The following is a 24,041-nucleotide window of genomic DNA, read 5'->3' on the forward strand; positions in this document are numbered from 1 at the left end:
CGGCTCACCACTGCTTCCCGCCACTGCTCTCTTCGTGCCGCGCTCCGTCCCCGGTGCGGCCGCTCTCCCGTTCGTACCTACTCCAAGACGCTAACGCGACGCTGGTGCCGTCGCTTGCCGGCACAGGGCCCGCGGAGGTGCCCTTCGACCCTCCCCACGATGCCATTCGCCTGCTCACCAGCGAAAACACCGGGAGGAGACTGGAAAAGTCCACCAGCGGAACAGCTCCAGTGCAAGGACAGGTGAGTCGGACATGACCGCGACGCAGCCGGAGAAGGCAGCCGCCCGGGCACCCGGGACACAGCCCCCCGCGCCCTGGGAGGGCTTCAGGGGCGGACTGTGGCGGGACGCCGTCGACGTCCGTGACGTCATCCGGTCGAACTGCACGCCCCACGAGGGCGACGGCTCCTTCCTGGCTGGTCCGACCGAGCGTACCGAGAAGGTCTGGCACCGGGTGAAGTCTGGCACCGGGTGCTGGGGATGCTCCCGCAGGAGATAGCCCGCGGCATCCACGACGTGGACGTGCGGACGCCCTCCGCCATCGACGCGTTCGCCCCCGGCTGCATCGACGAGGACCTCGACCTGATCGTCGGGCTGCGGACCGACGCCCCGCTCAAGCCCGCGATCATGCCCAAGCCTCGCCGGCTGTCCGCTGAGCCGCCTGTACTGCCACAACCCGGACACCATGCCGATGCGCGGCGGTACCCGCACCCCCGCCGACGAGATCGTCGGGAAGGCCGCCTCGTTCACCCCGTTCATCCCCGCCGCTGGCGGCGCCACCGTCAGCGGCGGCGAACCGCGGCTGCAACCGGTCTTCGCCGGTGAGCTGCTGCACCGCTTCCGGCACGAACTCGGCCTGCACACCGCCCTGGACACCTCCGGCTTCCTCGGCAGCCGGGCCCACGACGCGCTGGTGGCCGACACCGACCTCGTCCTGCTGGACATCAAGTCCTGGGAACCGGCGCTGTACCGGGAGCTCACCGGGCGCGAGCTGCGGCCGGCCCTGGACCTCGCCCGCCGGCTGGAGACGCTCGGCAAGGAGGTCCGGGTGCGCTTCGCCGTGGTGCCGGGACTGACGGACGGCGAGGCCGACGTCGAGGGCGTGGCCGCCTTCGCCGGCGGCCTGCCGAACGTCACCCGGGTGGACGCTTTGCCTTTCCACAAGCCCGGTGCGGGAACGTACGAGGCGCTCGGCAAGAGGTTCCCGGCGGCCGCCACCCCGTCGCCGGATCCGCAGGTCATGGACCGGGTACGGGCCCAGCTCCGGGCGCACGGCCTGCACACGGTCCGACCTTCGCCCCACGGGCCGGCGGAAGCGGGGATGCGGGGTGGTACGCATCTCCGCACGGTTCCCATAGGGTGAAATAAGGTGATGAGAGAGGAGTGTCGGTGGAGATCCTGGCGACCGGAGTGCAGAAGGACGAGCGGCCCCTGCTGGAGCGGGATTTCGCCGCCCGCTACCAGCTGCGCTGTCTGGAGACCTTCCTGACCATCGACACCGTGCCGCTCGCCGCAGGCTACGAGATCGTCAGCACCAGTGTGAACGCGCAGCTGGACGCCGACGTCCTGGAGGTGCTCGCCGAGGGCGGCACCAAGCTGATCGCCCAGCGGTCCACCGGATTCAACAACATCGACCTGGACGCGGCCGAACGTCTCGGCCTCACCGTCGCCCGCGTCGCCTACTACTCCCCGTACTCGGTGGCCGAATTCGCCTGGACGCTGGCCACCGCCCTCAACCGCCGGATCGTCCGCGCCGCCACCCGCACCCGCGACTTCGACTTCCGCCTCGACGGCCTGCTCGGCCGGGACTTCCGGGGCCGTACGGTCGGCGTCGTCGGCACCGGCAAGATCGGCGCGGCGTTCACGAGGATCGCGCACGGCTTCGGGATGAAGCTGCTGGGCTGGGACGTCGTACCCGATCCAGCCTGTGTCGAGCTGGGCATGGAGTATGTCGAACTGGACGTGCTGCTCACCGAGTCCGACCTGATCTCCCTGCATGTACCGCTGCTTCCCGACACCCACCATCTCGTCGGCGCGCACGCGCTGGCCCGGATGAAGGACGACGCGATCCTCATCAACTCCAGCCGCGGCGGGCTCATCGACTCCGCGGCCCTGGTCGAGACGCTGCGAGCCGGCCGGCTCGACGGCGTGGGCCTGGACGTCTACGAGGAGGAGGCCGGCGTCTTCTTCTTCGACAAGTCGTTGGAGATCATGACGGACGACACGCTGGCCCGCCTGCTCACCTTCTCCAACGTCCTGATCACCTCGCACCAGGCCTACTACACCGTGGACGCGCTCGACCAGATCGTCGAGGCCACGGTCCGCAACGTCGACGACTTCCTGGCCGGCCGGGTCGGTGCCGGCACCCTGGTCCCGAAACGCCCGGCGCGCCCGGCCCCCGCCCCGTGACACCCCAGGCCCCGAAACCATCCAGGAGAGACCAGCCCATGCGTATCGGAGTCCTCACCGCAGGCGGCGACTGCCCCGGCCTCAACGCCGTGATCCGATCGGTCGTGCACCGCGCGCTCACCGGGCACGGCGACGAGGTCATCGGCTTCGAGGACGGCTTCGTCGGGCTGCTCGAAGGCCGCTACCGCCCGCTCGGCCTCAACTCGGTCAGCGGCATCCTGGCCCGCGGCGGCACCATCCTCGGCTCCGCGCGCCTGGAGCGCGGCCGGCTGCGCGAGGCCGCGGACAACGCCGAGGAGCTGTGCCGCCAGTACGGCATCGACGCCCTCATCCCGATCGGCGGCGAAGGCACCCTGACCGCCGCCAAGATGCTGTCGGACGCCGGAATGCCGGTCGTCGGCGTGCCGAAGACCATCGACAACGACATCTCGGCCACCGACCGCACCTTCGGCTTCGACACCGCCGTCATGGTCGCCACCGAGGCCATCGACCGTTTGAAGACCACCGCCGAATCGCACCAGCGCGTCATGGTCGTCGAGGTCATGGGCCGGCACGCCGGCTGGATCGCCCTGGAGTCCGGTATGGCGGGCGGCGCGCACGGCATCTGCATCCCGGAGCGGCCGTTCGACCCCGCCGACCTGGTCGCGATGGTCGAGGAGCGCTTCGCCCGCGGCAAGAGGTTCGCCGTCATCTGCGTGGCCGAGGGCGCCCACCCCGCCGAGGGCACCATGGACTACGGCGTCGGCGAGGTCGACAAGTTCGGGCACGAGCGGTTCACCGGCATCGGCACCCGGCTCGCCGTCGAACTGGAGGAGCGCCTCGGCAAGGAGGCGCGTCCCGTCATCCTCGGCCACGTGCAGCGCGGGGGCGTCCCGACCGCCTACGACCGGGTGCTGGCCAACCGCTTCGGCTGGCACGCCGTCGAAGGCGTCCACAAGGGCGCCTTCGGGCACATGACCGCGCTGCGCGGCACCCAGATCGAGATGGTGCCGCTCGCGGACGCGGTGGTGGAGCTGAAGCGGGTCCCGGACGAGCGGATGGACGAGGCCGAGTCGGTGTTCTGACCCGGCCGTTCCCTGGCCGCTTCGCCGGGACCGCTTCCAGGGCCCGTTCCAGGGCGGTGGTTCAGCCGATGGTGAGGACGATCTTCCCGGTGTGGTGGCCGTGCTCGCTGGCGCGGTGCGCCTCGGCGGCGTCCGTCAGCGGGTACGTGCGGGCGATGCTCACCTGCAGCGAACCCTCCGCGTGCAGGGCCAGCGCACCGGCCAGCGCCGCCTCGGTGCGGTCCTGGCCGGGGCCGCCGCTGGAGAAGCGCACCTGGTGGGCGGGGGCGTGCATCGCGTCGGCGATGGTCACCACCCGCTCCGGGCCGCCGGCCAGCTCCACCGAGACGCCCAGCACGTCCCGGCCCGCCGCGTCCAGGACGGCGTCGACGGGGCCGCCGGACACGGCGCGGACCCGCTCGGCCAGGCCGTCGCCGTATGTCACGGGAACGGCGCCCAGCGAGCGCAGGTACTCGTGGTTCGCCTCGCTCGCCGTGCCGATGACCCGGACGCCGCGGGCCACCGCGAACTGCACGGCCAGCGTGCCGACGCCGCCGGCCGCGGCGTGGATCAGCAGGGTCTCGCCCGCTTTCACGTCCAGCAGTTCCAGGGTGCGCCAGGCGGTCTCGGCGGCGACGGGCAGCGCCGCGGCCTCGGCCCAGGACAGCGAGGCGGGCTTGACCGCCAGCCGGCCGGCGTCGACCACCAGCTGCTCGGCGTAGGCGCCGGCGACCGGGCCGAAGACCTCGTCGCCGACCGCCAGGCCGGTGACGCCCTCGCCGACCGCCTCCACGGTGCCGGACGCCTCCAGACCGGGTACGTGCGGCAGTTCCACCGGGAAGACGGCGGAGACCGCGCCGCTGCGGATCTTGCAGTCGAGCGGGTTCACGCCGGCGGCGTGCACGGTCAGCCGCACCTGGCCCGGTCCGGGAGCGGGCACCTCGATGTCGGTGGGCTGCAGGACGTCGGCGTCGCCGTACGCCGCGAACGCAATGGCCTTCGTCATGGGAACGCACTCCTCAAAGTGGTGGACAGCACCGAACCGTTCCGGCCCGGCCTCGTCGTGGTGTTCACAGCCTGGCCCGCGCGTCCCGGAAACCCGCCCCGCCTTTCGGACAGTCCCAGCTGTCCGAAAAGCCAGGCCGTAGCCGCAGCGCGCCCAGTTCCGTTGACGCTATGGAATCCAGCGGCTGGAACGAACCGGAACACGCTCTGACCGTGGCCCTGGAAGTCGTCCAGGCCCCGCTCGGCCAGACCCTGCCGACCCACATCTCGTACGGGGACACCGCAACCGGGCCATCGCCGAGGACCTGCACATCAGCGAGTCCACGGTGAAGTTCCACGTCGCGAACATCCTGAACAAACTCGATGTCGACACCCGCGGCGAGGCCGCGGCGCTGGCCCGTTCCGGGGGGACATTGCGGCGGCTTGAGGGGCGATTCACCAGAAGTACCCCGAACGGACCATGTACTTGATCCGGTGGGCACCGGCGGTGCAGTCTGATCCATCCGACGACGGCGGCGGATGAGGGAAGGTGCCCCGCGTGGCGACGACAGCGGACGAGGCGCCCGGCTACGGCTCCGGTCACGGCGCGGGCGACTGGCGGTGGACGCTGTTCTGCTGCCTGGCGGCCGCGGGTCTGCTCGGCGGCGCGCTGGGCGGCACTCTCTTCGAACTCACCGAGTACGGGCAGTACACCTATCTCGCCCTCGGGCCGATCGTCGGTGGCGCGCTCGGAGCGGTCTCGGGCGGTCTGGCCGGCGGGCTGCTGGTCTGTCTGCCGCCGCGCTGGGCGTTCGCCCCGGGGACGGCGCCGTCCTCCGCCGCCGCGGTGGTGGTCCTGCTGGAGCTGGGCACCGTCGACGCGTTCACCTCCGAGGGCGCCGTCGAGCAGTTCTTCTCCGGCGGCCCCGGGCTGCCGATGCTGCTCGTCCCGGCGCTGGCCGCGGCCGGTGTCGCGCACGTGGTGGCGCGCGGCTGCCGGCGGTTCGGCGGGGCGTTCTCCGGCAGCGCATGACCGCGCCCCGGGCGACAGCTCGGGGCTGCGGGCCGGGGCGCGGAATCCATCCGTGCGACAGGTGCGGTGTCAGCCGGTCTCAGCCGGTGTAGACCGCGAGCGCCTTGGTGAAGTCCCAGTTGTTCTGGCTGATTCCGCTGCAGGCGTCCGCGTCGGTGCCGGAACCGCACTTGCGGTCGCGGTTGACGGACCAGAAGCTGACGCGGGCCAGGTGGTGGCTGGTCGCGTAGGAGACCATCGACTTGAAGTTGGCGAGGGTGACCTTCTCGCCGGCGCTGTCGGTGATGCCGTTCATCGAGGAGAAGCCGACCTTGCGGTAGGCCGCGTCCGAGGAGAGCCCGTAAGCGCTGGCGACGGCGTTCTTCAGACCGTCGACCGCGGACTTGGTGGTGGCCGCCATGTCGACGGCGCCCTGGTCGTAGTCGAACGGCATGACCGCCCAGCCGTCCGCGTTCAGCCCGGCTGCGGCGCCCTTCTTGATCAGGTCCTTGCCGTTGGAGTCGGGCCCCGTGGGGGTGGTTCCGAAGGTGATGTACACCTTCACGTCGCTGTTGTTGGTCTTGATGATCTTCAGGGCGTCCACGGTGCGCTTGCGGACCGTGGAGTTCTCGACCGCCGAAGCCTCGATGTCGATGTCGATGGACTTCAGCTTGTAGGCGGTGATCGCCTTCTGGTACGCGCCGGCCAGTGCGGAGGCCGAGGTGCACTTCTCTTCGAGCTTGTTGCCGCTCCAGCCGCCGAAGGAGACGGTGACATCGCCGCCCGCGTTGCGGATCGCGTTGATCGTCGACGCGTCGGTGCCTCCGGTGAGCGCGCGGCTCCCGTCCCACTTGGGATTACAGCCGCCGTCGGAGAGCATGAAGGCCATCGTGAACTGCTTGATGCCGGTGGCCGACATGACGGACGTCGCGGACGGCGGGGTGCCCCAGCCGAGGTACAGGTACGGGGCCGCGATGCCGCTGGGGAGAGCGGCGGCGGCCTGCGGGGCGGCCTTCGCGGCGGTGGGGGTGGTGGCCTGGGCGGTCGCGCCGAGCGCGGACGCCGCGGCGAGCCCTACGGTCGCGGCCAGCGCGATGCGGCCGCGGCGGGAGTGCGGGAAGACGAGCATGGGGGAGAACTCCTAGCGTGTACGGGAGTTGGCTCTGGGAATGCTGCGTGAACGCTAGTGGTCCTGCATGCCTGCGACAAGAGATTGGTTAGGAAAGTTTCCTATTGCCATGGGAAGAAGAGCCGTTCAGCCGCCGGTACGGCCGTCCCGGCCGGGCCACGCGGACCAGCGGTAGCTGAGCTCCGGCCGCCCCACCTGCCCGTACTGCGGGCTGCGCACCGCGCGCCCGGTGTCCACCAGATGTTCCAGATAGCGCCGGGCGGTGATCCGCGAGACACCGACGGCCGCGGCCGCCGCGTTCGCCGAGATCCCGCTCACCGCCTCGCGCAGCGCTGCCGTGACCGCCTCCAGCGTCGGGGCGCTGAGCCCCTTCGGCAGCACCGGTGACTCCGGGCTGCGCAGCGACGCCAGCGCCCGGTCCACCTCGTCCTGCCCCGAGGCCTCGCCCCCGGCCAGCTCACGGCGGAACCGGGCCCACCGGTCGAGGCGGTCGCGCAGGGTGGGGAACGTGAACGGCTTGAGCAGGTACTGCACGACGCCGGCGGACACCGCCTGCCGCACCACCCCGAGGTCGCGGGCGGACGTCACCGCGATGACGTCGGCGGTGTGACCGGCCGCCCGCATCGCCTGGACGACCTGCAGACCGTGCCCGTCCGGCAGATGGAGGTCCTGCGCCAGCTCCAGTTCAGCGGTGGCGAAGTCCACCGCCTCGTCCGCGCGGCCCAGTTCGATCAGCGAGACCACGGTGTGCAGCCGGTTGGAGGCCTCGTGCGCCTGGGAGCGCAGCGCCTCGGCGAAGCCCCGCACCGAGTCCAGCTCGCCGGTCAGCACCTGCAGATCGGTGTGGTCCCGCAGGGTGACGACGGTGCCCCGGCGCTCCCCGCCGAGCACCGGTGAGGTGTTGACGACCACGACCCGCTCGGCGGTGAGATGCACCTCGTCGACGCGGGGCTCGGCCGCGAGCAGCGCGCCGGTGAGCGACGCGGGCAGCCCGAGGCCGTCCACGTAGCCGCCGACGACCTCGCCGGTGAGACCGAGCAGTTCGCGGGCCGCGTCGTTGCAGAGCAGCACCCGGCGGTCGGCGCCGAGCAGGATCAGCCCCTCGCGCACCGCGTGCAGGGTCGCCTGGTGGTAGTCGTACATCCGGCTCAGTTCGGTGGCGGCCATGCCGTGCGTGTGGCGGCGCAGCCGGGCGTTGGCGAGGTACGTGCCGAGGCCGCCGATCGCGAGCGCGGCGGCCGCGACGGCGATCAGTACGGTCAGCTGGCCGCGCACCTCGTGGCTGATCGCGTCCACCTTGATGCCGACGCTGACCAGCGCGATGACCCGGCCGCCGGGCCCGTCGCGCACCGGTGCCACGACCCGCACCGACGGGCCGAGCGTGCCGGTGTACGTCTCGGTGAAGGTCTCGCCGCGCAGGGCCCGCGCGGTGTGGCCGAGGAACGGCTCGCCGATCCGCTGCGGGTCGGGGTGGGTCCAGCGGATGCCGTCAGGCGCCATGATCGTCACGAAGTCCACGCCGGCGTCGGCGACCACCCGCTGCGCGTACGGCTGGAGCACCGTGCTCGGATCGGTGCCGGGCGCCGCGAGGGCGGCCTGCCGGACGGTGGGGGAGTCGGCGATCGACGCGGCCGCCGCCCGCACCCGGCCGTCCGCCCCGTCCTCGGCCCGGCTGTGCGCCTGGACGTAGGCCAGCACCGCGCACCCCGCGACGACGACGGCCACGATCACCACCTGCATGGCGAACAGCTGGCCGGCGAGGCTGCGGGGACGCGAGGGAGCGCGCCGGATCATCGGCATGCCCCACAGTCTGCACGCCCTACCGAGAACTCAATGAACGCAAACGTGACCCCGGTCACGCGGCCGCGCATAGTCACCGAAGTTACCGAGACCTCGGGAGGCAGACGTGACGACGCAGAGCCGCGACGTGACCACGCAGAGCCGCAAGAAGGACCGTACGCACTATCTGTATCTGGCAGTGATCGCGGCGGTCGTCGCCGGGATCGTGCTGGGACTGGCCGCACCCGGTGTGGCCAAGGAGTTCAAGCCGCTGGGCACCGGCTTCGTGAACCTGATCAAGATGATGATCTCGCCGATCATCTTCTGCACGATCGTGCTCGGCATCGGATCGGTGCGCAAGGCCGCCAAGGTCGGCGCCGTGGGCGGGCTCGCGCTCGGCTACTTCATGGTGATGTCGACGGTGGCGCTCGCCATCGGCCTGGTGGTCGGCAATGTGCTGCACCCGGGCAGCAGCCTGCACCTGACCACGGCGGCGAAGGCGGCCGGGCACAAGCAGGCGGCCGGCAGCGAGGGGACCGTCGACTTCCTGCTCGGCATCATCCCCAAGACGATGGTGTCGTCCTTCACCGAGGGCCAGGTGCTGCAGACGCTGCTGGTCGCGCTCCTGGTCGGCTTCGCCGTTCAGGCGCTCGGAAAGGCCGGGGAGCCGGTGCTGCGGGGCGTCGGGCATATCCAGCGGCTCGTCTTCCGGGTGCTGTCGATGATCATGTGGGCGGCGCCGGTGGGCGCGTTCGGCGCCATGGCGGCGGTGGTCGGCGAGACCGGCACGGGCGCGCTGAAGTCGCTGGCCGTGATCATGATCGGCTTCTATGTCACCTGCGCGATCTTCGTGGTCGTGATCCTCGGCACCCTGCTGCGGCTGGTCGCCGGTGTGAACCTCTTCCACCTGCTGAAGTACCTCGGCCGCGAGTTCCTGCTGATCCTGTCGACCTCGTCGTCCGAATCGGCCCTGCCGCGGCTGATCGCCAAGATGGAGCACCTGGGCGTCAGCCGCCCGGTGGTCGGTATCACCGTGCCGACCGGCTACTCGTTCAACCTCGACGGCACCGCCATCTATCTGACGATGTCCTCGCTGTTCATCGCCGAGGCGATGGGCGACCCGCTGTCGGTCGGCCAGCAGATCTCCCTGCTGCTCTTCATGATCATCGCCTCGAAGGGCGCGGCCGGTGTCACCGGCGCCGGCATCGCCACCCTGGCGGGCGGCCTGCAGTCGCACCAGCCCGCCCTGGTCGACGGGGTCGGCCTCATCATCGGCATCGACCGCTTCATGAGCGAGGCCCGCGCCCTGACCAACTTCGCGGGCAACGCCGTCGCGACGGTCCTCGTCGGCACCTGGACCAAGGAGTTCGACAAGGACCGCGCCGTCCGGGTCTTCGCCGGGGAACTGCCCTTCGACGAGTCCACCCTGGTGGACGACCACGCCGAGGCGGCCCCGAAGGTCGACACAGCGGAGACGGCCGACACGATGCCGGCCCCCAGGGACCACGAAACCGTGAAGGCCGGTTAGCGGTTCGCGCAGGGCGGTCAGGGGTTCTGCAGGCCGGCCCAGAAGCGTTCGCTGACGGTGTCCAGGAAGGCCCGGCCGCCCGCGCCGCCCGACGCGGGTACGTCGTTGCCCCAGTTGAGGGTCGCGACCATCACGGACTGGTACTCCGAGTGCATGCCGCGCAGCACCGGTTCGATCCGGTGCCGGGGCAGCGGCACCAGGGCCGTGACGGGTTTGACGTACGCCTGCCAGCGGGTCGCCACGGCTTCCCGCAGCAGTGCGTCCAGCCGCTTGTCGCCGCCGGTGACCGTCAGGAGTTCCGGCAGCGACAGGCCGAGCACGTCGGCCAGTGCCGCGGTCTGCCGCTCGTTGCCGGTCCAGCGGCCCTGGACCTCCATGCGTTCGTAGTCGGAGATCGGCATGCCGACCGCCCGCGCCAGGTCGGAAGGGGCGATACCGCGGGCCCAGCGGTGTTCCAGCAGGGTGGTCGGCGTGCTCATGAGATCGGACGGGTCGCACCACAGGGCGCCGGCCAGAGCGGGCAGCTCGGAGGCGCGCGGCACGAGTTCACCGCGCTCCCAGGCGGCGATGGTCTCGGGCCGTACGGGGGTGCCGTAGGAGGTCCACATGGCATGGGCGATGTGGGAGTGGTTCATCCCGAGCTGGGCACGCAGCCGTCTGATCGCCGATGCGTCGAACGGCAGCCGGGGCGGATCAGAAGAGGGTCGGTGCACGGGGTCAGCGTAGGGGTGCCGGTGCCGCGTCCCCATGGTGCGGACCACCGAACCGGGGCGCGTGAATACGCCACCGGTTCGGAGGAACGTACGAGTGCGGAGGTCAGGCCGGTCGCAGCCAGACCGTGGCCAGCGGCGGGAGGGTGAGCAGGAGGCTCTGCTCCTGCCCGTGCCAGGACGTCGGTTCGGCCTTGAGCGGGTGCCCGGTGCTGCCGGTGGCGGTGCCGCTGCCGCCGTAGCGCGCGTCGTCGGTGTTCAGCACCTCCTGCCAGGCCCGGTCGGGAACACCGATCCGGTAGTTCTCGCGGACCACCGGTGAGAAGTTGCTGACGCACACCAGCGGTTCGCCGTCCGCGTCGTAGCGGAGGAACGAGAAGGTGTTGTCCTCGGCCGCGCCGCCGTCGATCCAGGCGAAGCCGCCCGGGTCGGTGTCGCGCTGCCAGAGGGCCGGCGTCGCGTTGTAGGTGCGGTTCAGCTCCCGGACCAGATCGCGGACCCCGCGGTGGTCGGCGGCCGCCGCGTACGTCTCGTCCAGCAGCCACCAGTCGGGCCCGTGGTCGTGCGACCACTCCGCGCCCTGCGCGAACTCCTGCCCCATGAAGAGCAGCTGCTTGCCCGGATGCGCCCACATGAAGCCGAGGTACGCGCGGTGGGTGGCGCGCTGCTGCCACCAGTCGCCGGGCATCTTCGAGACCAGCGAGCGCTTGCCGTGCACGACCTCGTCGTGGGAGATCGGCAGCACGTAGTTCTCGGAGTAGGCGTAGACCATCGAGAACGTCATCTCGTGGTGGTGGTACTTGCGGTGCACCGGCTCCTTCGCCACGTACTCCAGCGAGTCGTGCATCCAGCCCATGTTCCACTTCAGCCCGAAGCCGAGCCCGCCGGAGTCGGTGGAGCGGGTGACGCCGTCCCAGGCGGTGGACTCCTCGGCGATCGTCACGACCCCCGGGCAGCGCCGGTAGACGGTCGCGTTCATCTCCTGCAGGAACGCCACCGCGTCCAGGTTCTCCCGGCCGCCGTGCTGGTTGGGCGTCCATTCGCCGTGCTCACGCGAGTAGTCCAGGTAGAGCATCGAGGCCACCGCGTCGACCCGCAGGCCGTCGATGTGGAACTCCTCGCACCAGTAGACGGCGTTGGCCACCATGAAGTTCCGGACCTCGGTGCGGCCGAGGTCGAACTCCAGGGTGCCCCAGTCCGGGTGCTCGGCGCGGTTCGGGTCGCCGTGCTCGTAGAGCGGGACGCCGTCGAAGTTGGCCAGCGCCCAGTCGTCCTTCGGGAAGTGCGCGGGCACCCAGTCCATGATCACGCCGAGCCCCGCCCGGTGCAGCGCGTCGACGAGGAACTTGAAGTCGTCGGGGGAGCCCAGCCGCGAGGTCGGCGCGTAGTACGACGTCACCTGGTAGCCCCAGGAGCCGCCGAACGGGTGCTCGGCCACCGGCATCAGCTCGACATGGGTGAACCCCAGGTCGGCGACGTACGTGGGCAGCTGCTCCGCCAGCTCGCGGTAGGTCAGACCCGGCCGCCAGGACGTCAGATGCACCTCGTAGACCGAGAACGGCGCCTGGTGGACGGGGACCGCGGCGCGCCGGGCCATCCAGTCGGCGTCGTTCCAGGTGTGGTGCGAGGAGGTGACGATCGACGCCGTCGCGGGCGGCAGTTCGGTGCTGCGGGCCATCGGGTCGGCCTTCAGCGTGCGGCCGCCGTCCGGGCGGGCGATGTCGAACTTGTACGCCGTCCCGTCGCCGACCCCCGGCACGAACAGCTCCCACACGCCGGTGGAGCCGAGCGAGCGCATCGGGAAGCCGGTGCCGTCCCAGAAGTTGAAGCCGCCCGCGACCCGCACCCCGCGGGCGTTGGGCGCCCAGACGGCGAACCGGGTGCCGGTGACGCCCTGGTGGGTCATCGGCCGGGCGCCGAGCGCCTCCCACAGCTGCTCGTGGCGGCCCTCACCGATCAGGTGCAGGTCCAGCTCGCCGAGCGAGGGCAGGAACCGGTACGGGTCCTGCACGGGGTGCTCGCCGTCCGCGTACCGCACCAGCAGTTCGTACTCGGGGATCTCCCGCAGCGGCAGCACCCCGGCGAACAGCCCGTCGCCCTCGTCCAGCAGTTCCGCGCGCAGTCCCTTCGCGGTGACCGCCACTCCCAGCGCGTACGGCCGCAGCACCCGGAACAGCACGCCGCCGGTCACCGGATGGGCACCGAGCAGCCCGTGCGGGTCGTGGTGCGCACCGTCCAGCAGCCTGCCACGGTCCGCGTCGTCCAGCGGTTCCGCGGGCCGGACGCCGCGGACCGCGACCCGCGCCGGAGCGGCGTCCTGGGTCGGGGTGGCGGGCGGCGAGACCGGCCTGGCCGGCACGACAGGGGCGGGCGCGGCGGGGAGCCGCGGGGAGCGGCGGCCGGGGGGCCGGGCCGGGGGGTGGTGATGGAGCCCGGGTCCCGGGTCTCGCCCCGGGACGGCGGAACGGCCTCCGTCGTCTGCCGGGGAGCGCTCCCCGGGCGGGCGGGCGGGTCACCCCGGACTCGTATCCCCGTGCGGCGGCCTCCGACACCGCCGGAGCCGGAGCCGGGGCAGGAGCAGGAGCAGGCGCCGGAGTCACTGCGGGTGTGGGCGCGGCAGCCAAGCGCGGCGGGCGTCACGGGGAGGCGGTAGGCCGAGCGGCTCGCCCGGCGCCTTCTCCGCCGGGGATACGGCGGTGGTGGGCACGGCGGCGGGCGCGCCCGGCGTGAGGGGAGACGGCTGGCGCTCGGTCACGGTGTGATCCTCCTCGGAGGGGGGTTGGATGCGAGGCGGTCGATGGCTGACATCGGAATGGGGAGCCAGGCGGGGCGGTGCCGGGCCTCGTACAGGACTTCGTAGACGGCCTTGTCGGTCTCGTAGGCGCGTATCAGTACGGGCTGGTCGCGCGGATCGGTGCCCGACGTCGCGGCGTAGCCGGTGCAGAACGCGTCCCGGTGCCGTTCCGCCCACGCGCCGGCGGTCGGTGCGGCCGGATCGCGGTGCCGGGCGGCGTAGTCGAAGGAGCGCAGCATCCCCGCGACGTCCTGTACCGGTGGCGCCGGCAGCCGGCGCTCCGACAGCGGACGCGAGGGCTCGCCCTCGAAGTCGATCAGCAGCCAGTCGTGGTCCGCGGTGCGCAGCGCCTGGCCGAGATGCAGATCGCCGTGGATGCGCTGGGCGGCCACCCGCGCTCCGGTGCCGCCGAGTTCCGACAGGTCGTGGAAGGCCGCCCTCAGCCGGGTGCGGTACGGGCGCAGCTCCGGGACCTCGGCCGCGGCGGTGTCCAGCCGCTGCGCCATGGTCGCCGCGATCAGCTGGATCCTGCGGCGGTCCAGCGAACCGGTGGGCAGCGCGCGGGCCAGCGCGGCATGGACCTCGGCGGTGGCGGCGCCCAGGGCGCGGGCGTCGGCGGTGAACTCCGTACCGTCGTCCATCGCCCGCAGGGCCAGCTCCCAGCCGTCGGCCGACCCGGGCAGATAGCGCTGCAGCACGCCGAGCGTCGCGGGTTCCGCGCCGATGCCGTCCGGGGTGCCGGCCGGCTCCGGCAGTTCCAGCGCCTCGAACCAGGCGGCCGGCGCCGCGACCCGCCGGGAGCCGTCGCGGGCCAGGGCGAGGGAGAGTTCGAGGTCCGGGTTGGCGCCGGGGGAGACCCGGCGGAACACCTTGAGGATGTACTCGTCGCCGTAGATGACCGAGGTGTTCGACTGCTCGGCGGTGGACAGCCGCGGAGCCAGCCCGGCCGGGACGGTGGCCGACGGCTCGGTGAGGAAGCGCAGCCGACCGGTGCGGCCGGGGGCGCGGAGACGTTCCAGCAGCACCGCGGTGAGCCGCGGGTCGTACAGCCCCTCGTAGATCGTCAGACCGTCGAGTGGCCCGCCGGTGGCCTGGCCGACGGCGGCGGGCGCGAGCGAGGGCGGGAGCAGCGTGCGGGTGCCGAGCAGCAGTTGGTAGCAGTCGGCGCGGCGGCCGGCCTGCTCCACGTCGAGCAGCAGATGGAGCAGGCCCGGGGTGCCCAGGCGGCCGCCCAGGGGCAGCAGTTCGGTCGCCGACACCAGGTCGAAGCCGGTGATCGGCCGGCCCTTGCCGGCGAACCAGCGCTGCTGCGGTAGCCATTCCAGCAGCAGTGGGCTGAGCGAGTGCAGCAGCCCGGGGGCTGTGGCCGGTGAACGGCCGGTGGTAGGAGAGGTGCGGGTCCAGGAGCTGTCCGACATGACGTCCTTTCCCCGGGGAATCGCGCACCCTGCCCGGAAGCGTGCGGCGGGGAGTGCGCGTAAGCCTCCCGGATGACGGGCGGTGGCTGTCCGGCGACACGGGGAGCCTGCCCCGGCCGGGTGACAGGAAACCGCCGTACGGGCCCGCCCGGAGGGTGTTCCGGGCGGGCCCGCCGGTCGGGGGCCGGCGGCCTGGGGGTAACTCCCAGCGGTAGCTGGGGGAGCTACACGGGGTCGCGGCGCAGCCGGAACCAGTAGAAGCCGTGACCGGCGAGGGTCAGCAGATAGGGCAGTTCGCCGATGGCGGGGAACCGCACCCCGCCGATGAGCTCGACCGGGTGCCGGCCGCTGAACGTCCGCAGATCCAGCTCGGTGGGCTGGGGGAAGCGGGAGAAGTTGTGGACACACAGGACGAGGTCGTCGCCGTATTCCCGCAGGAACGCCAGTACAGCGGGGTTGCTGGAGGGCAGTTCCGTGTAGGAGCCGAGGCCGAAGGCCGGGTTCTGCTTGCGGATCTCGATCATGCGCCGGGTCCAGTGCAGCAATGAGGACGGGCTGCTCATCGCCGCTTCGACGTTGGTGACCTGGTAGCCGTAGACCGGATCCATGATGGTCGGCAGATAGAGCCGGCCGGGGTCGCACGAGGAGAAGCCCGCGTTGCGGTCGGGCGTCCACTGCATCGGGGTGCGGACCGCGTCCCGGTCGCCGAGCCAGATGTTGTCGCCCATGCCGATCTCGTCGCCGTAGTACAGGATCGGCGAGCCGGGCAGCGACAGCAGCAGTGCCGTGAACAGTTCGATCTGGTTGCGGTCGTTGTCCAGCAGCGGGGCGAGCCGGCGGCGGATGCCGATGTTGGCCCGCATCCGCGGGTCCTTGGCGTACTCCGCGTACATGTAGTCGCGCTCTTCGTCGGTGACCATTTCGAGGGTCAGCTCGTCATGGTTGCGCAGGAAGATGCCCCACTGGCAGGTCTGCGGGATGGCCGGGGTCTTGGCCAGGATTTCCGAGACGGGGTAGCGCGATTCGCGGCGCACGGCCATGAAGATGCGCGGCATCACCGGGAAGTGGAACGCCATGTGGCACTCGTCGCCGCCGCGCTGGAAGTCGCCGAAGTAGTCGACGACGTCCTCCGGCCACTGGTTGGCCTCGGCGAGCAGCACGGTGTCCGGGTAGTGCAGGTCGATCTCGGCGCGGACCCGCTTCAGGAACTGGTGGGTCTGCGGCAGGTTCTCGCAGTTGGTGCCCTCCTGTTGGTAGAGGTAGGGCACCGCGTCGAGCCGGAAGCCGTCGATCCCCAGATCGAGCCAGAACCGCAGCGCGGCCAGGATCTCCTCCTGGACCTGCGGGTTCTCGTAGTTGAGATCCGGCTGGTGGGAGAAGAACCGGTGCCAGTAGTACTGCTTGCGCACCGGGTCGAAGGTCCAGTTGGACGTCTCGGTGTCGACGAAGATGATCCGCGCGTCCTGGAACTCCTTGTCGTCGTCCGCCCAGGTGTAGTAGTCGCCGTACGGGCCGTCCGGGTCGGAACGGGACTGCTGGAACCAGTCGTGCTGGTCACTCGTGTGGTTCATGACGAAGTCGATGATCACGCGCATGCCGCGCTGGTGCGCCGCGTCCACGAACTCCACGAAGTCGGCGAGGTCGCCGAATTCCGGGAGCACGGCGGTGTAGTCGGAGACGTCGTAGCCCCCGTCGCGCAGTGGCGAGGCGAAGAAGGGCGGCAGCCACAGGCAGTCCACCCCGAGCCATTGCAGGTAGTCGAGCTTGGCGGTGATGCCCTTCAGGTCACCGACACCATCGCCGTTGCTGTCCTGGAAGGACCGCACGAGGACTTCGTAGAACACCGCCCGTTTGAACCAGTCGGGATCTCGGTCCTTTGCCGGTGTGTCCTCGAAGGTGTCGGGAACGGGTTCGTTGACGATCAACTGAGTGACCCTCCGATCGAAGGAGACGGTCGCAGATGAACGATGTGCGCGGGCGTACGGCCCGGTTCGAGGCGCACATAGTTTTCCCTGCCCCAGTGGTAGGTCTCGCCGGTGAGCTCGTCGCGCACCGGGACGGACTCGTGCCAGGTCAGGCCGAGCTCCGGCATGTTCAACGAGACGGTGGCCTCCTGGGTGTGGTGGGCGTCGAGGTTGACGACCACCAGTACGACGTCCTCGCCGCTGCGCTTGGAGTACGCGAGCACCGCGTCGTTGTCCGTGGGGTGGAAAGCCAGCTCACGCAGCTGCTGCAGGGCCGGATGGCGGCGCCGCAGCCGGTTGAGCCGTGTGATGAACGGGGCCAGCGAGCGTCCTTCCGCCTCGGCCGCGGCCCAGTCGCGGGGACGCAGCTCGTACTTCTCCGAGTGCAGGTATTCCTCGCCGCCGTGTCGTACGGCGTCGCCCTCGTACAGCTCGAAGCCCGCGTAGACCCCCCAGGTGGGTGACATCGTCGCGGCCAGCACGGCGCGCACCTCGAACGCGGGGCGGCCACCGTGCTGAAGGTACGCGTGCAGGATGTCCGGCGTGTTGACAAAGAAATTCGGCCGCATGTAACTGGCCGCGTCCCCGGACAGCTCCGTCAGGTAGTCGGTCAGCTCCTCCTTGGCGGTGCGCCAGGTGAAGTACGTGTACGACTGCTGGAAGCCGATCTTCGCCAGGGTGTGCATCATCGCCGGCCGGGTGAACGCCTCGGCCAGGAAGATCACGTCGGGATCGGTGCGGTTGATGTCGGCGATGACCTTCTCCCAGAAGACCACCGGCTTGGTGTGCGGGTTGTCGACCCGGAAGATCCGTACGCCGTGCTCCATCCAGTACCGCAGGACGCGCAGCGTCTCGCGCACGATGCCGGGCATGTCGGCGTCGAAGGCGATGGGGTAGATGTCCTGGTACTTCTTCGGCGGGTTCTCGGCGTAGGCGATGCTGCCGTCGGGCCGGTGGGCGAACCAGTCCGGATGCTTGTCGACCCAGGGGTGGTCGGGGGAGCACTGCAGGGCGAAGTCGAGGGCGATCTCCAGCCGCAGCTCGCGGGCCTGCTCCACGAAGAAGTCGAAGTCCTCGATGGTGCCCAGATCGGGGTGGATCGCGTCGTGCCCGCCCTCCGGCGAGCCGATCGCCCAGGGGCAGCCGACATCGTCCGGGCCCGCGACGAGGCTGTTGTCCGGGCCCTTGCGGAAGGCCGTGCCGATCGGATGGATCGGCGGCAGGTACAGGACGTCGAAGCCCATCGCGGCGACGGCCGGCAGCCGTTCGGCCGCGGTGCGGAAGGTGCCGGACCGCGGCGGGCTGCCCTCCTTGACGACCGCGCCCTCGGAGCGCGGGAACAGCTCGTACCAGGAGCCGAACAGCGCCCGCCGGCGCTCGACCTGCAGCGGCATCGGACGGGAGGCGGTGACCAGCTCCCGCAGCGGGAACCGGTCGAGGACGGCGGTGACCGCGGGGGCCACGGCCGCGGCGTGCCGTTCCGCCGCGGTCCTGTTCTCGTCGAGCAGTACGTCGACGGCGGCGAGTACGGCGGCCCGGCCGTCGTTCTTGGGCACCCCGGCGGCGGCCAGCTCGTGCAGCCGGGCGCCCTCGGCGAGGACCAGGGCGGTGTCGATCCCGGCCGGGATCTTGATGCCGGCGACATGCCGCCAGGTGGTGACCGGATCGCTCCAGGCCTCCACGGTGTACGTCCAGCGGCCTTCCGCCGGCGGGGTGACGTCCGCGCCCCACCGGTCGGTGCCGGGGGCCAGCTCCCGCATGGGGGTCCAGGGTCCCGAGCGGCCGTTGGGGTCGCGCAGCACGACATTGGCGGCGACCGCGTCATGGCCTTCGCGGAAGACCGTGGCGGTGACCTGGAAGGTCTCGCCGGCGACCGCTTTGGCCGGCCGGCGGCCGCAGTCCACGAGCGGGCGGACGTCGAGGACGGGGATGCGACCGATCATTGCCTCACCTGGGAGCGCTGGGGAGTGGACAGGAGGGGGATGCTCCGGAGGCTGCTTGCGCCGGCGGGCGGCGGCGCGGCGGGCGGCTTCCTTGCGTGCTCCCGCTCTTTGTATCTGCTCCTGTGGACGTGTTCTCGCGTGCATGGCCGCTCCTGTCCGCGTTCACTCGGTTGGAGGGTCGGGCGAATGGCGGAGTCATGAGGGGGATGAAGTGACTCCGCATTGCCGGGAGCCTTCCCATTGGATGGCAGTCAAAAGCTCCCGGGAAGGGGTACCGGTGCGTACTTTGCGGGGAGTTGGAGAAGCCGTCCGGCCCCGCAGGACGGGAGGGGCCGGACGGCTGGTCGGTGAATATGCCGGAGGACGGTCAGAGCGGGCGGCTGGACCAGGTCTGCCAGGGCTGCGCGGCCACCCAGCCGGCGATGGAGGTGAGCTTGATCCCCAGCCCCTGCTCGGCCTCCCGCGGGTCGCCGTCCATCAACCGCTCGTCCGTGCCCTCCGCCATGTAGTGGTAGATCCCGGCGACGCCGGCGGCCGCGTTCGGGCCGATGGCCTTGGCCAGCGCGGCCTCGAAGGCGGCGGGCGGCAGGGCCTGGTACGCGACGGGCCGGCCGAGGCCCTCGGCGAACGCGGCGGCGAGTTCGTTCCCGTCGACGGCCTGTCCGCCGCCGATGTCCAGGACCCGGCCGTCGAGGCCGTCGTTGAAGAGCGCGGCGGCCACCGCGACCGCCAGGTCGTCGTGCGAGATCCAGGCGATCCGCCGGTCGGCCGGCAGCGGGTACGCGAGCACGCCCTCGTCGACCAGGGCCGGCCCGTTCCAGGGACTGAACAGGTTGTCGAGGTACACCGGTGGCCGCAGCACGACCAGCGGCACACCGCAGTCCGCCAGCACCGCCTCGGCGATCCGGCGGGTCTCGAACGCGGCCACTCCGGCGGTGTCCGAGGGCACGCGGGTGTTCGCGTTGTACACGATCCGGGTCACCCCGGATTCGAGCGCGGCCTCCGCGATGTGCATCGCATACGTCTCAATACGTAGGGGGTCGTACTCCAACGGCATGGTCACTACTGCGTGTGTGGCGCCCTTGAACGCCCACATCACGTCGTCCCGGCTACCGAGGTCACCGGCCACGAACGAGACCCCCGCGATGTCCGGGCGCGCTACGGCCGGCCGCCGCGTCAGGCTGCGGACCCGGTGCCCGCGTCCGGCGAGCAGCCGGGCCACGGCGCCCCCCTGGAAGCCGGTCGCTCCCACGACCAAGCAACGCTGGTGAATCTCCTCCGACATCGGTGTGTCGCCCTTCGCTAGAATGAATCAGCGATTCCGCCTCACCTCAGGCTGGTCGGGGCGCACAGGGGCGGCAATAAGCAAACCGGGACGGGGATTAAGGGTTCGTCCATGGAATCTGGCGGGAACGACCTCCTCAGCGAACTGCTCAGGCCACTGCGCCTGACCGGCGTGTTCGACAGCCTCTGGACGGTGCGGGCGCCCTGGGCGATCGAGGGGGACTCCGAGCAGAGCTGCGCGATCCTGCACTACATGGTCGAGGGCGACTGCTGGATCAGCGCGGGCGACTGCCCGCCGATCCAGCTCCACCAGGGGGACTTGGCGGTCTTCCCCACCGGGACCGCGCACCGCCTCTCCGATCTGCCCGGCCGGCAGGGCGTCCCGCTCAGGGCGGTGCTCCCGGAGCGCGAACCCGGCACGTCAGGAGTGCTCGTCGTGGAGGGCACCGGCGAGCGGAGCCGCATCCTGTGCGCCGGACTGCACTACGACGCGACGGCCGCGACCTCGCTGTACCGGGCGCTGCCGTGGTCGCTGGTGCTGGACCGGACGCAGGTCGACAAGGAACCGCTGCTGCGCGACACCCTCGCCTCGCTCGCCGCCGCCGAGCGGCGCGGCGAGCCGGGATCGCAACTCGTCACCCTGCGGGCGTTCGAGATGGCCTTCGTGCTGGCGCTGCGCCCGCTGCTGCGCGAGCTCTCCGACAACCCGGCCGTGCTGCCCGCGCTGCGTCACCCGGGCATCAGCAGGGCGCTCATCATCGTCTCCACCCGCTTCTCGGAACCGTGGACGATCGAGGCGCTGGCCCGCGAGGTCGGCATGTCACGGTCGGCCTTCACCGCCACCTTCCGGGAGCTGGTGGGCGAGGCGCCGGCCCGGCATCTGACCGGGCGTCGGATGCAGGAGGCCGCCCGGCTGCTCACCGAGACGGCGGTTCCGCAGGCGGCCGTGCCGCCCCGCGTCGGCTACCAGAGCGCGGTCGGGTTCCATCTGGCGTTCCGCAAGTGGTTCGGGACAACGCCTGGTGAATACCGCGGCAACTGGCCGGTTCATAAACGGGACCGGCAGGACGTTCATTGATTAGCACACGTGTATGAGGCAGTCTCTTCAACGGCGCGTCGAAGATCGTTGAGGAGACACGGTGACCAGGTCCGGCCAGGAGTACAAGGATTCGCTGCGAGACGGACGCGAGATATGGATCGACGGGGAGCGGGTCAAGGACATCACCCGCCACCCGGCCTTCCGCAACACCGTCGACTCCATCGCGGGACTGTACGACCTCTCCCACGACTCCGCGCACTCCGCCGTACTCACTGAAGGCGGCGTCCACCGGGCCTTCCTGATACCCCGTTCGTACGAGGACCTGGTCGCCCGCCGAAAGGCGCACAAGGTGTGGGCAGAGGCGAGTTTCGGCTATCTCGGCCGCACTCCCGACTACATGGCGGCCGGGATCGCGGGCTTCGCGGCGGCGCCGGGGCTGTTCACCACGGACACCTTCGACGGCGCTCCGAACGTCGCGGCATACCACCGGCGGATGTCGGAGGGCGATCTCTATCCGACGTTCACCATCACCAATCCGCAGATCGACCGGACGAAGTCCGCGGCCGAGCAGGAGCGCGACGACCTCGTCGTCCGGGTGGTGGCGGAGCGCGACGGCGGCATCGTCGTCCGCGGCGCCAAGATGATCGGCACCGCGGCGGTCTTCGGCAACGAGGTCCTCGTCGGCACCATCGAGCCGCTGGCCCCGCAGGACGTCGAGCACGCGCTGTGCTTCTCGATACCGGTCGACACCCCCGGCCTGAAGTTCATCTCCCGCACCTCGTACGAGGCCCAGGCCCGCAGCGTCTTCGACAACCCGCTCTCCTCGCGCTTCGACGAGAACGATGCCCTGCTGGTCTGCGAGGACGTCTTCGTCCCGTGGGAGAACGTGCTCGCGTACCGCAACGTCGACGTCTGCTTCGGGCAGTGGTGGCAGACCCCCGCGTACGTGAACTTCGTCCACCAGGCCGCCACCCGCTTCTGGACCAAGCTGGAGTTCCTCACCGGCGTCGCGATCCTGCTCGCCAAGGCCAACAACACCTACCAGCTGCCGCCGGTGCAGACCCAGATCGGCCGGCTGATGGGCTGGGTGGCGCAGGCCAGGTCGATGGTGCTGGCCGCCGAGGCCGGGTACGAGCAGGTCGACGGCGGACGCGGCGGCGTGATGCCCGACAAGGAGATCTCCTACGCCCACCGGATCATGGCCGGTGACCTCTACCCCAGGGCGATCAGCGAGATCAAGCTGCTGGCCGGTGGCGGTGTCATCCAGCTCCCCGCCTCCGCGCAGGACCTGCTGCACCCGGAGATCGGCCCCGTCATCGCGAAGTACATCCGCTCGCCGGGACACCCGGCGCAGGACCGCGTCAAGCTGCTCAAGCTCGCCTGGGACGCGCTCGGCACGGAGTTCGCCGGACGGCACGAGCAGTACGAGCGCTTCTACCACGGCGCCCCGCACGTCTATCTGCTGCAGCAGGCGTGGGAGGGCGACACCGGTGCCTGCGAGAGCCTGGCCCGGACCTGCCTCGACGGGTACGAACTGCAGCCGCTGCCCCGGGCCTGAGGCGATGGTGCATCGACGCGGCCTCGCGCTCGCCCTGCTGGCCTCGACCCAGCTCCTGCTGATCCTCGACACCGCGATCATCAACGTGGCGCTGCCCTCCATCGGCGCCGACCTCGGCACCGACGCCGCCGGCCTGTCCTGGGTCGCCAACGCGTACCTGATCACCTTCGGCGGCTTCCTGCTGCTGGCCGGCCGGGTCGCCGACCTCGTCGGCCACCGCCGGCTCTTCACGGCCGGACTGGCGCTGCTGTCCGCCGCCTCACTCGGCGGCGCCTTCGCCGGCGACAGCCGGCTGCTCGTCGCCGCCCGCGCCCTGCAAGGGGTCGGGGCGGCCTGCGCGGCCGCCGCGGCCTTCGCGCTGGTCCTGCTGCTCTTCGCCGAGGGACCCGAACGGCACCGCGCCCTGGGCGTGTTCGCGGCGCTCGGGGGGCTGGGCGGCGCGCTGGGCACGGTGCTGGGCGGCGTCCTCACCTCCGGCCTCGGCTGGCGCTCCACGTTCGTCCTGAACGTTCTGGTGGGTGCGGCGCTCATCGCCCTGACACCGGCCGCGCTGGCCCCCGTCCTGGCCCGCCGTGAGCGGACCGCGGCGGCGCCCGGCGCCCTCCGGGACTTCGACCTCGGCGGCGCCCTCACCGCCACCGGCGGCCTCAGCCTGATCGCGTACGCGCTGGTCGACGCGGGTAGCGCGGGCTGGACCGACAGCGGCACCCTCCTCGCCGGAGCGGCCGGACTGGCCCTGCTGACGGCGTTCGCGGTCGTCGAGACCCGCGCCGCCCGTCCGCTGGTTCCGCCCGGTGTGCTCGGCCGGCCGGCGCTGCGGCTGGCCAACATCCTCAGCGCGCTGGCACAGATGGCGCTGTTCCCGATGTTCTTCCTCGTGAGCCTGTATCTGCAGAACGTCCTGGACTACGCACCGGTCACCGGCGGACTCGGACTGCTGCCGCTGTCGATCGTCGTCGTGCTGACCGCGCCGCAGACCGGACGGCTGGTCTCCCGCTTCGGACTGCGCCCGGTGATGACCTCCGGCTTCGCGCTGGTGGCCGCCGCCATGGTGTGGCTCGCGCTGTCGCTGTCGCCGGACGGATCCTTCGCCACGACGGTCCTCGCCCCCAGCCTGCTGATCGGGATCGGGCTGCCGCTGGTCATGGTGACCACCAACGTCGCCGCGACCGCGCAGGCCGGACCCGGCGAGACCGGACTGGTGTCCGGACTGATCAACACCAGCCAGCAGTTCGGCTCCGTCCTCGGCCTCGCGGTACTCGTCGCGGTGGCCGCGGCGCACACCCGGACCGCGGGACCCGGAGCGGCCGCCGAAGCCGCCGGCTTCCGCACCGCGCTGCTCGCCGGCGCCGCCTTCGCCGCGGCCGCCACCCTCCTGACGCTGCTGCTGCGCAGCCCGTCGCGGGAGAAGGCCGACCCCACACCCAGCACACACACATCCCTGTGA

At 71.2% G+C, this 24,041-nt stretch carries 19 protein-coding genes and 1 pseudogene; 10 read left to right on the forward strand and 10 right to left on the reverse strand.

The genetic code is table 11. The features are described from left to right. Positions 1–480 precede the first annotated feature (480 nt). From C8250_RS44935 to C8250_RS29365, 4 genes and pseudogenes are all read left to right on the forward strand, one after another. Positions 481–576, forward strand: a pseudogene (locus C8250_RS44935) (hypothetical protein); the annotation flags it as partial. A 76-nt stretch (positions 577–652) separates the two neighbouring features. After that, positions 653–1,363, forward strand: a complete 711-nt coding sequence (locus C8250_RS29355) for a radical SAM protein (protein ID WP_138357116.1) — start codon at positions 653–655, stop codon at positions 1,361–1,363. Positions 1,364–1,389: 26 nt separating this feature from the next. Further along, positions 1,390–2,409: a 2-hydroxyacid dehydrogenase gene (locus C8250_RS29360; RefSeq protein WP_138357115.1), complete on the forward strand. Its 1,020-nt coding sequence runs from the start codon at positions 1,390–1,392 to the stop codon at positions 2,407–2,409. Positions 2,410–2,447: 38 nt separating this feature from the next. Continuing rightward, positions 2,448–3,473, forward strand: coding sequence for an ATP-dependent 6-phosphofructokinase (locus C8250_RS29365; RefSeq protein WP_138357114.1), 1,026 nt, complete (start codon positions 2,448–2,450; stop codon positions 3,471–3,473). A 61-nt stretch (positions 3,474–3,534) separates the two neighbouring features. On the opposite strand, the gene C8250_RS29370 is transcribed toward C8250_RS29365, so the two are convergent. Beyond that, positions 3,535–4,458 carry an NADP-dependent oxidoreductase gene (locus tag C8250_RS29370; RefSeq protein WP_138357113.1) on the reverse strand — a complete coding sequence of 308 codons (924 nt, stop codon included), beginning with the start codon at positions 4,456–4,458 and terminating at the stop codon, positions 3,535–3,537. Positions 4,459–4,642: 184 nt separating this feature from the next. On the opposite strand from C8250_RS29370, the gene C8250_RS44505 reads away from it, so the two are divergent. Both C8250_RS44505 and C8250_RS29380 read left to right on the forward strand, forming a co-directional pair. Next, positions 4,643–4,927 carry a LuxR C-terminal-related transcriptional regulator gene (locus tag C8250_RS44505; RefSeq protein WP_269285177.1) on the forward strand — a complete coding sequence of 95 codons (285 nt, stop codon included), beginning with the start codon at positions 4,643–4,645 and terminating at the stop codon, positions 4,925–4,927. A gap of 68 nt (positions 4,928–4,995) precedes the next feature. Next, the gene (locus tag C8250_RS29380) at positions 4,996–5,469 is read left to right on the forward strand and encodes a hypothetical protein (protein WP_138357112.1); all 474 of its coding nucleotides are present in this window, start codon (positions 4,996–4,998) and stop codon (positions 5,467–5,469) included. Between the two features lie 79 nt (positions 5,470–5,548). Here the strand turns inward: C8250_RS29380 and C8250_RS29385 are convergent, their stop codons facing one another. Together C8250_RS29385 and C8250_RS29390 are read right to left on the reverse strand one after the other, a co-directional pair. Further along, positions 5,549–6,577 carry a chitinase gene (locus C8250_RS29385; protein WP_138357111.1) on the reverse strand — a complete coding sequence of 343 codons (1,029 nt, stop codon included), beginning with the start codon at positions 6,575–6,577 and terminating at the stop codon, positions 5,549–5,551. A gap of 126 nt (positions 6,578–6,703) precedes the next feature. Next, positions 6,704–8,368 carry a response regulator gene (locus C8250_RS29390; protein ID WP_244809865.1) on the reverse strand — a complete coding sequence of 555 codons (1,665 nt, stop codon included), beginning with the start codon at positions 8,366–8,368 and terminating at the stop codon, positions 6,704–6,706. Positions 8,369–8,504: 136 nt separating this feature from the next. On the opposite strand from C8250_RS29390, the gene C8250_RS29395 reads away from it, so the two are divergent. After that, positions 8,505–9,884 carry a cation:dicarboxylase symporter family transporter gene (locus C8250_RS29395; protein ID WP_138357153.1) on the forward strand — a complete coding sequence of 460 codons (1,380 nt, stop codon included), beginning with the start codon at positions 8,505–8,507 and terminating at the stop codon, positions 9,882–9,884. Positions 9,885–9,901: 17 nt separating this feature from the next. Here the strand turns inward: C8250_RS29395 and C8250_RS29400 are convergent, their stop codons facing one another. From C8250_RS29400 to C8250_RS29430, 7 genes are all read right to left on the reverse strand, one after another. Beyond that, entirely contained in the window at positions 9,902–10,597 is a 696-nt protein-coding gene (locus C8250_RS29400) for a helix-turn-helix transcriptional regulator (RefSeq protein ID WP_244809438.1), read from the reverse strand. Positions 10,598–10,700: 103 nt separating this feature from the next. Continuing rightward, a complete protein-coding gene (glgB, locus tag C8250_RS29405) occupies positions 10,701–12,953 on the reverse strand; it encodes a 1,4-alpha-glucan branching enzyme (protein WP_138357108.1) in 2,253 nt (750 codons plus the stop codon). A 237-nt stretch (positions 12,954–13,190) separates the two neighbouring features. After that, positions 13,191–13,349: a hypothetical protein gene (locus tag C8250_RS29410; protein ID WP_187145026.1), complete on the reverse strand. Its 159-nt coding sequence runs from the start codon at positions 13,347–13,349 to the stop codon at positions 13,191–13,193. Continuing rightward, positions 13,346–14,806, reverse strand: a complete 1,461-nt coding sequence (locus C8250_RS29415; RefSeq protein WP_138354877.1) for a phosphotransferase — start codon at positions 14,804–14,806, stop codon at positions 13,346–13,348. Before C8250_RS29415 ends, C8250_RS29410 begins: the two co-directional genes overlap by 4 nt. A 224-nt stretch (positions 14,807–15,030) precedes the next feature. Beyond that, complete coding sequence (gene treS, locus C8250_RS29420) at positions 15,031–16,731, reverse strand: maltose alpha-D-glucosyltransferase (RefSeq protein WP_138354878.1); 1,701 nt, start codon at positions 16,729–16,731, stop codon at positions 15,031–15,033. Continuing rightward, entirely contained in the window at positions 16,728–18,713 is a 1,986-nt protein-coding gene (locus C8250_RS29425) for an alpha-1,4-glucan--maltose-1-phosphate maltosyltransferase (protein ID WP_187145027.1), read from the reverse strand. Before C8250_RS29425 ends, treS begins: the two co-directional genes overlap by 4 nt. 367 nt (positions 18,714–19,080) lie before the next feature. After that, positions 19,081–19,998, reverse strand: a complete 918-nt coding sequence (locus C8250_RS29430; protein ID WP_138354880.1) for an NmrA family NAD(P)-binding protein — start codon at positions 19,996–19,998, stop codon at positions 19,081–19,083. Between the two features lie 111 nt (positions 19,999–20,109). On the opposite strand from C8250_RS29430, the gene C8250_RS29435 reads away from it, so the two are divergent. The 3 genes from C8250_RS29435 to C8250_RS29445 all read left to right on the forward strand — a co-directional run bounded on the left by C8250_RS29435 (position 20,110) and on the right by C8250_RS29445 (position 24,041). Further along, a complete protein-coding gene (locus C8250_RS29435; protein WP_138354881.1) occupies positions 20,110–21,075 on the forward strand; it encodes an AraC family transcriptional regulator in 966 nt (321 codons plus the stop codon). A gap of 61 nt (positions 21,076–21,136) precedes the next feature. Then, positions 21,137–22,594 carry a 4-hydroxyphenylacetate 3-hydroxylase N-terminal domain-containing protein gene (locus C8250_RS29440; protein WP_138354882.1) on the forward strand — a complete coding sequence of 486 codons (1,458 nt, stop codon included), beginning with the start codon at positions 21,137–21,139 and terminating at the stop codon, positions 22,592–22,594. Between the two features lie 4 nt (positions 22,595–22,598). Next, on the forward strand, positions 22,599–24,041 hold the full coding sequence (locus C8250_RS29445) for an MFS transporter (protein ID WP_138354883.1): 1,443 nt from the start codon (positions 22,599–22,601) through the stop codon (positions 24,039–24,041).

Source organism: Streptomyces sp. So13.3 (genome assembly GCF_005860785.2).
GTDB lineage: Bacteria > Actinomycetota > Actinomycetes > Streptomycetales > Streptomycetaceae > Actinacidiphila > Actinacidiphila fildesensis.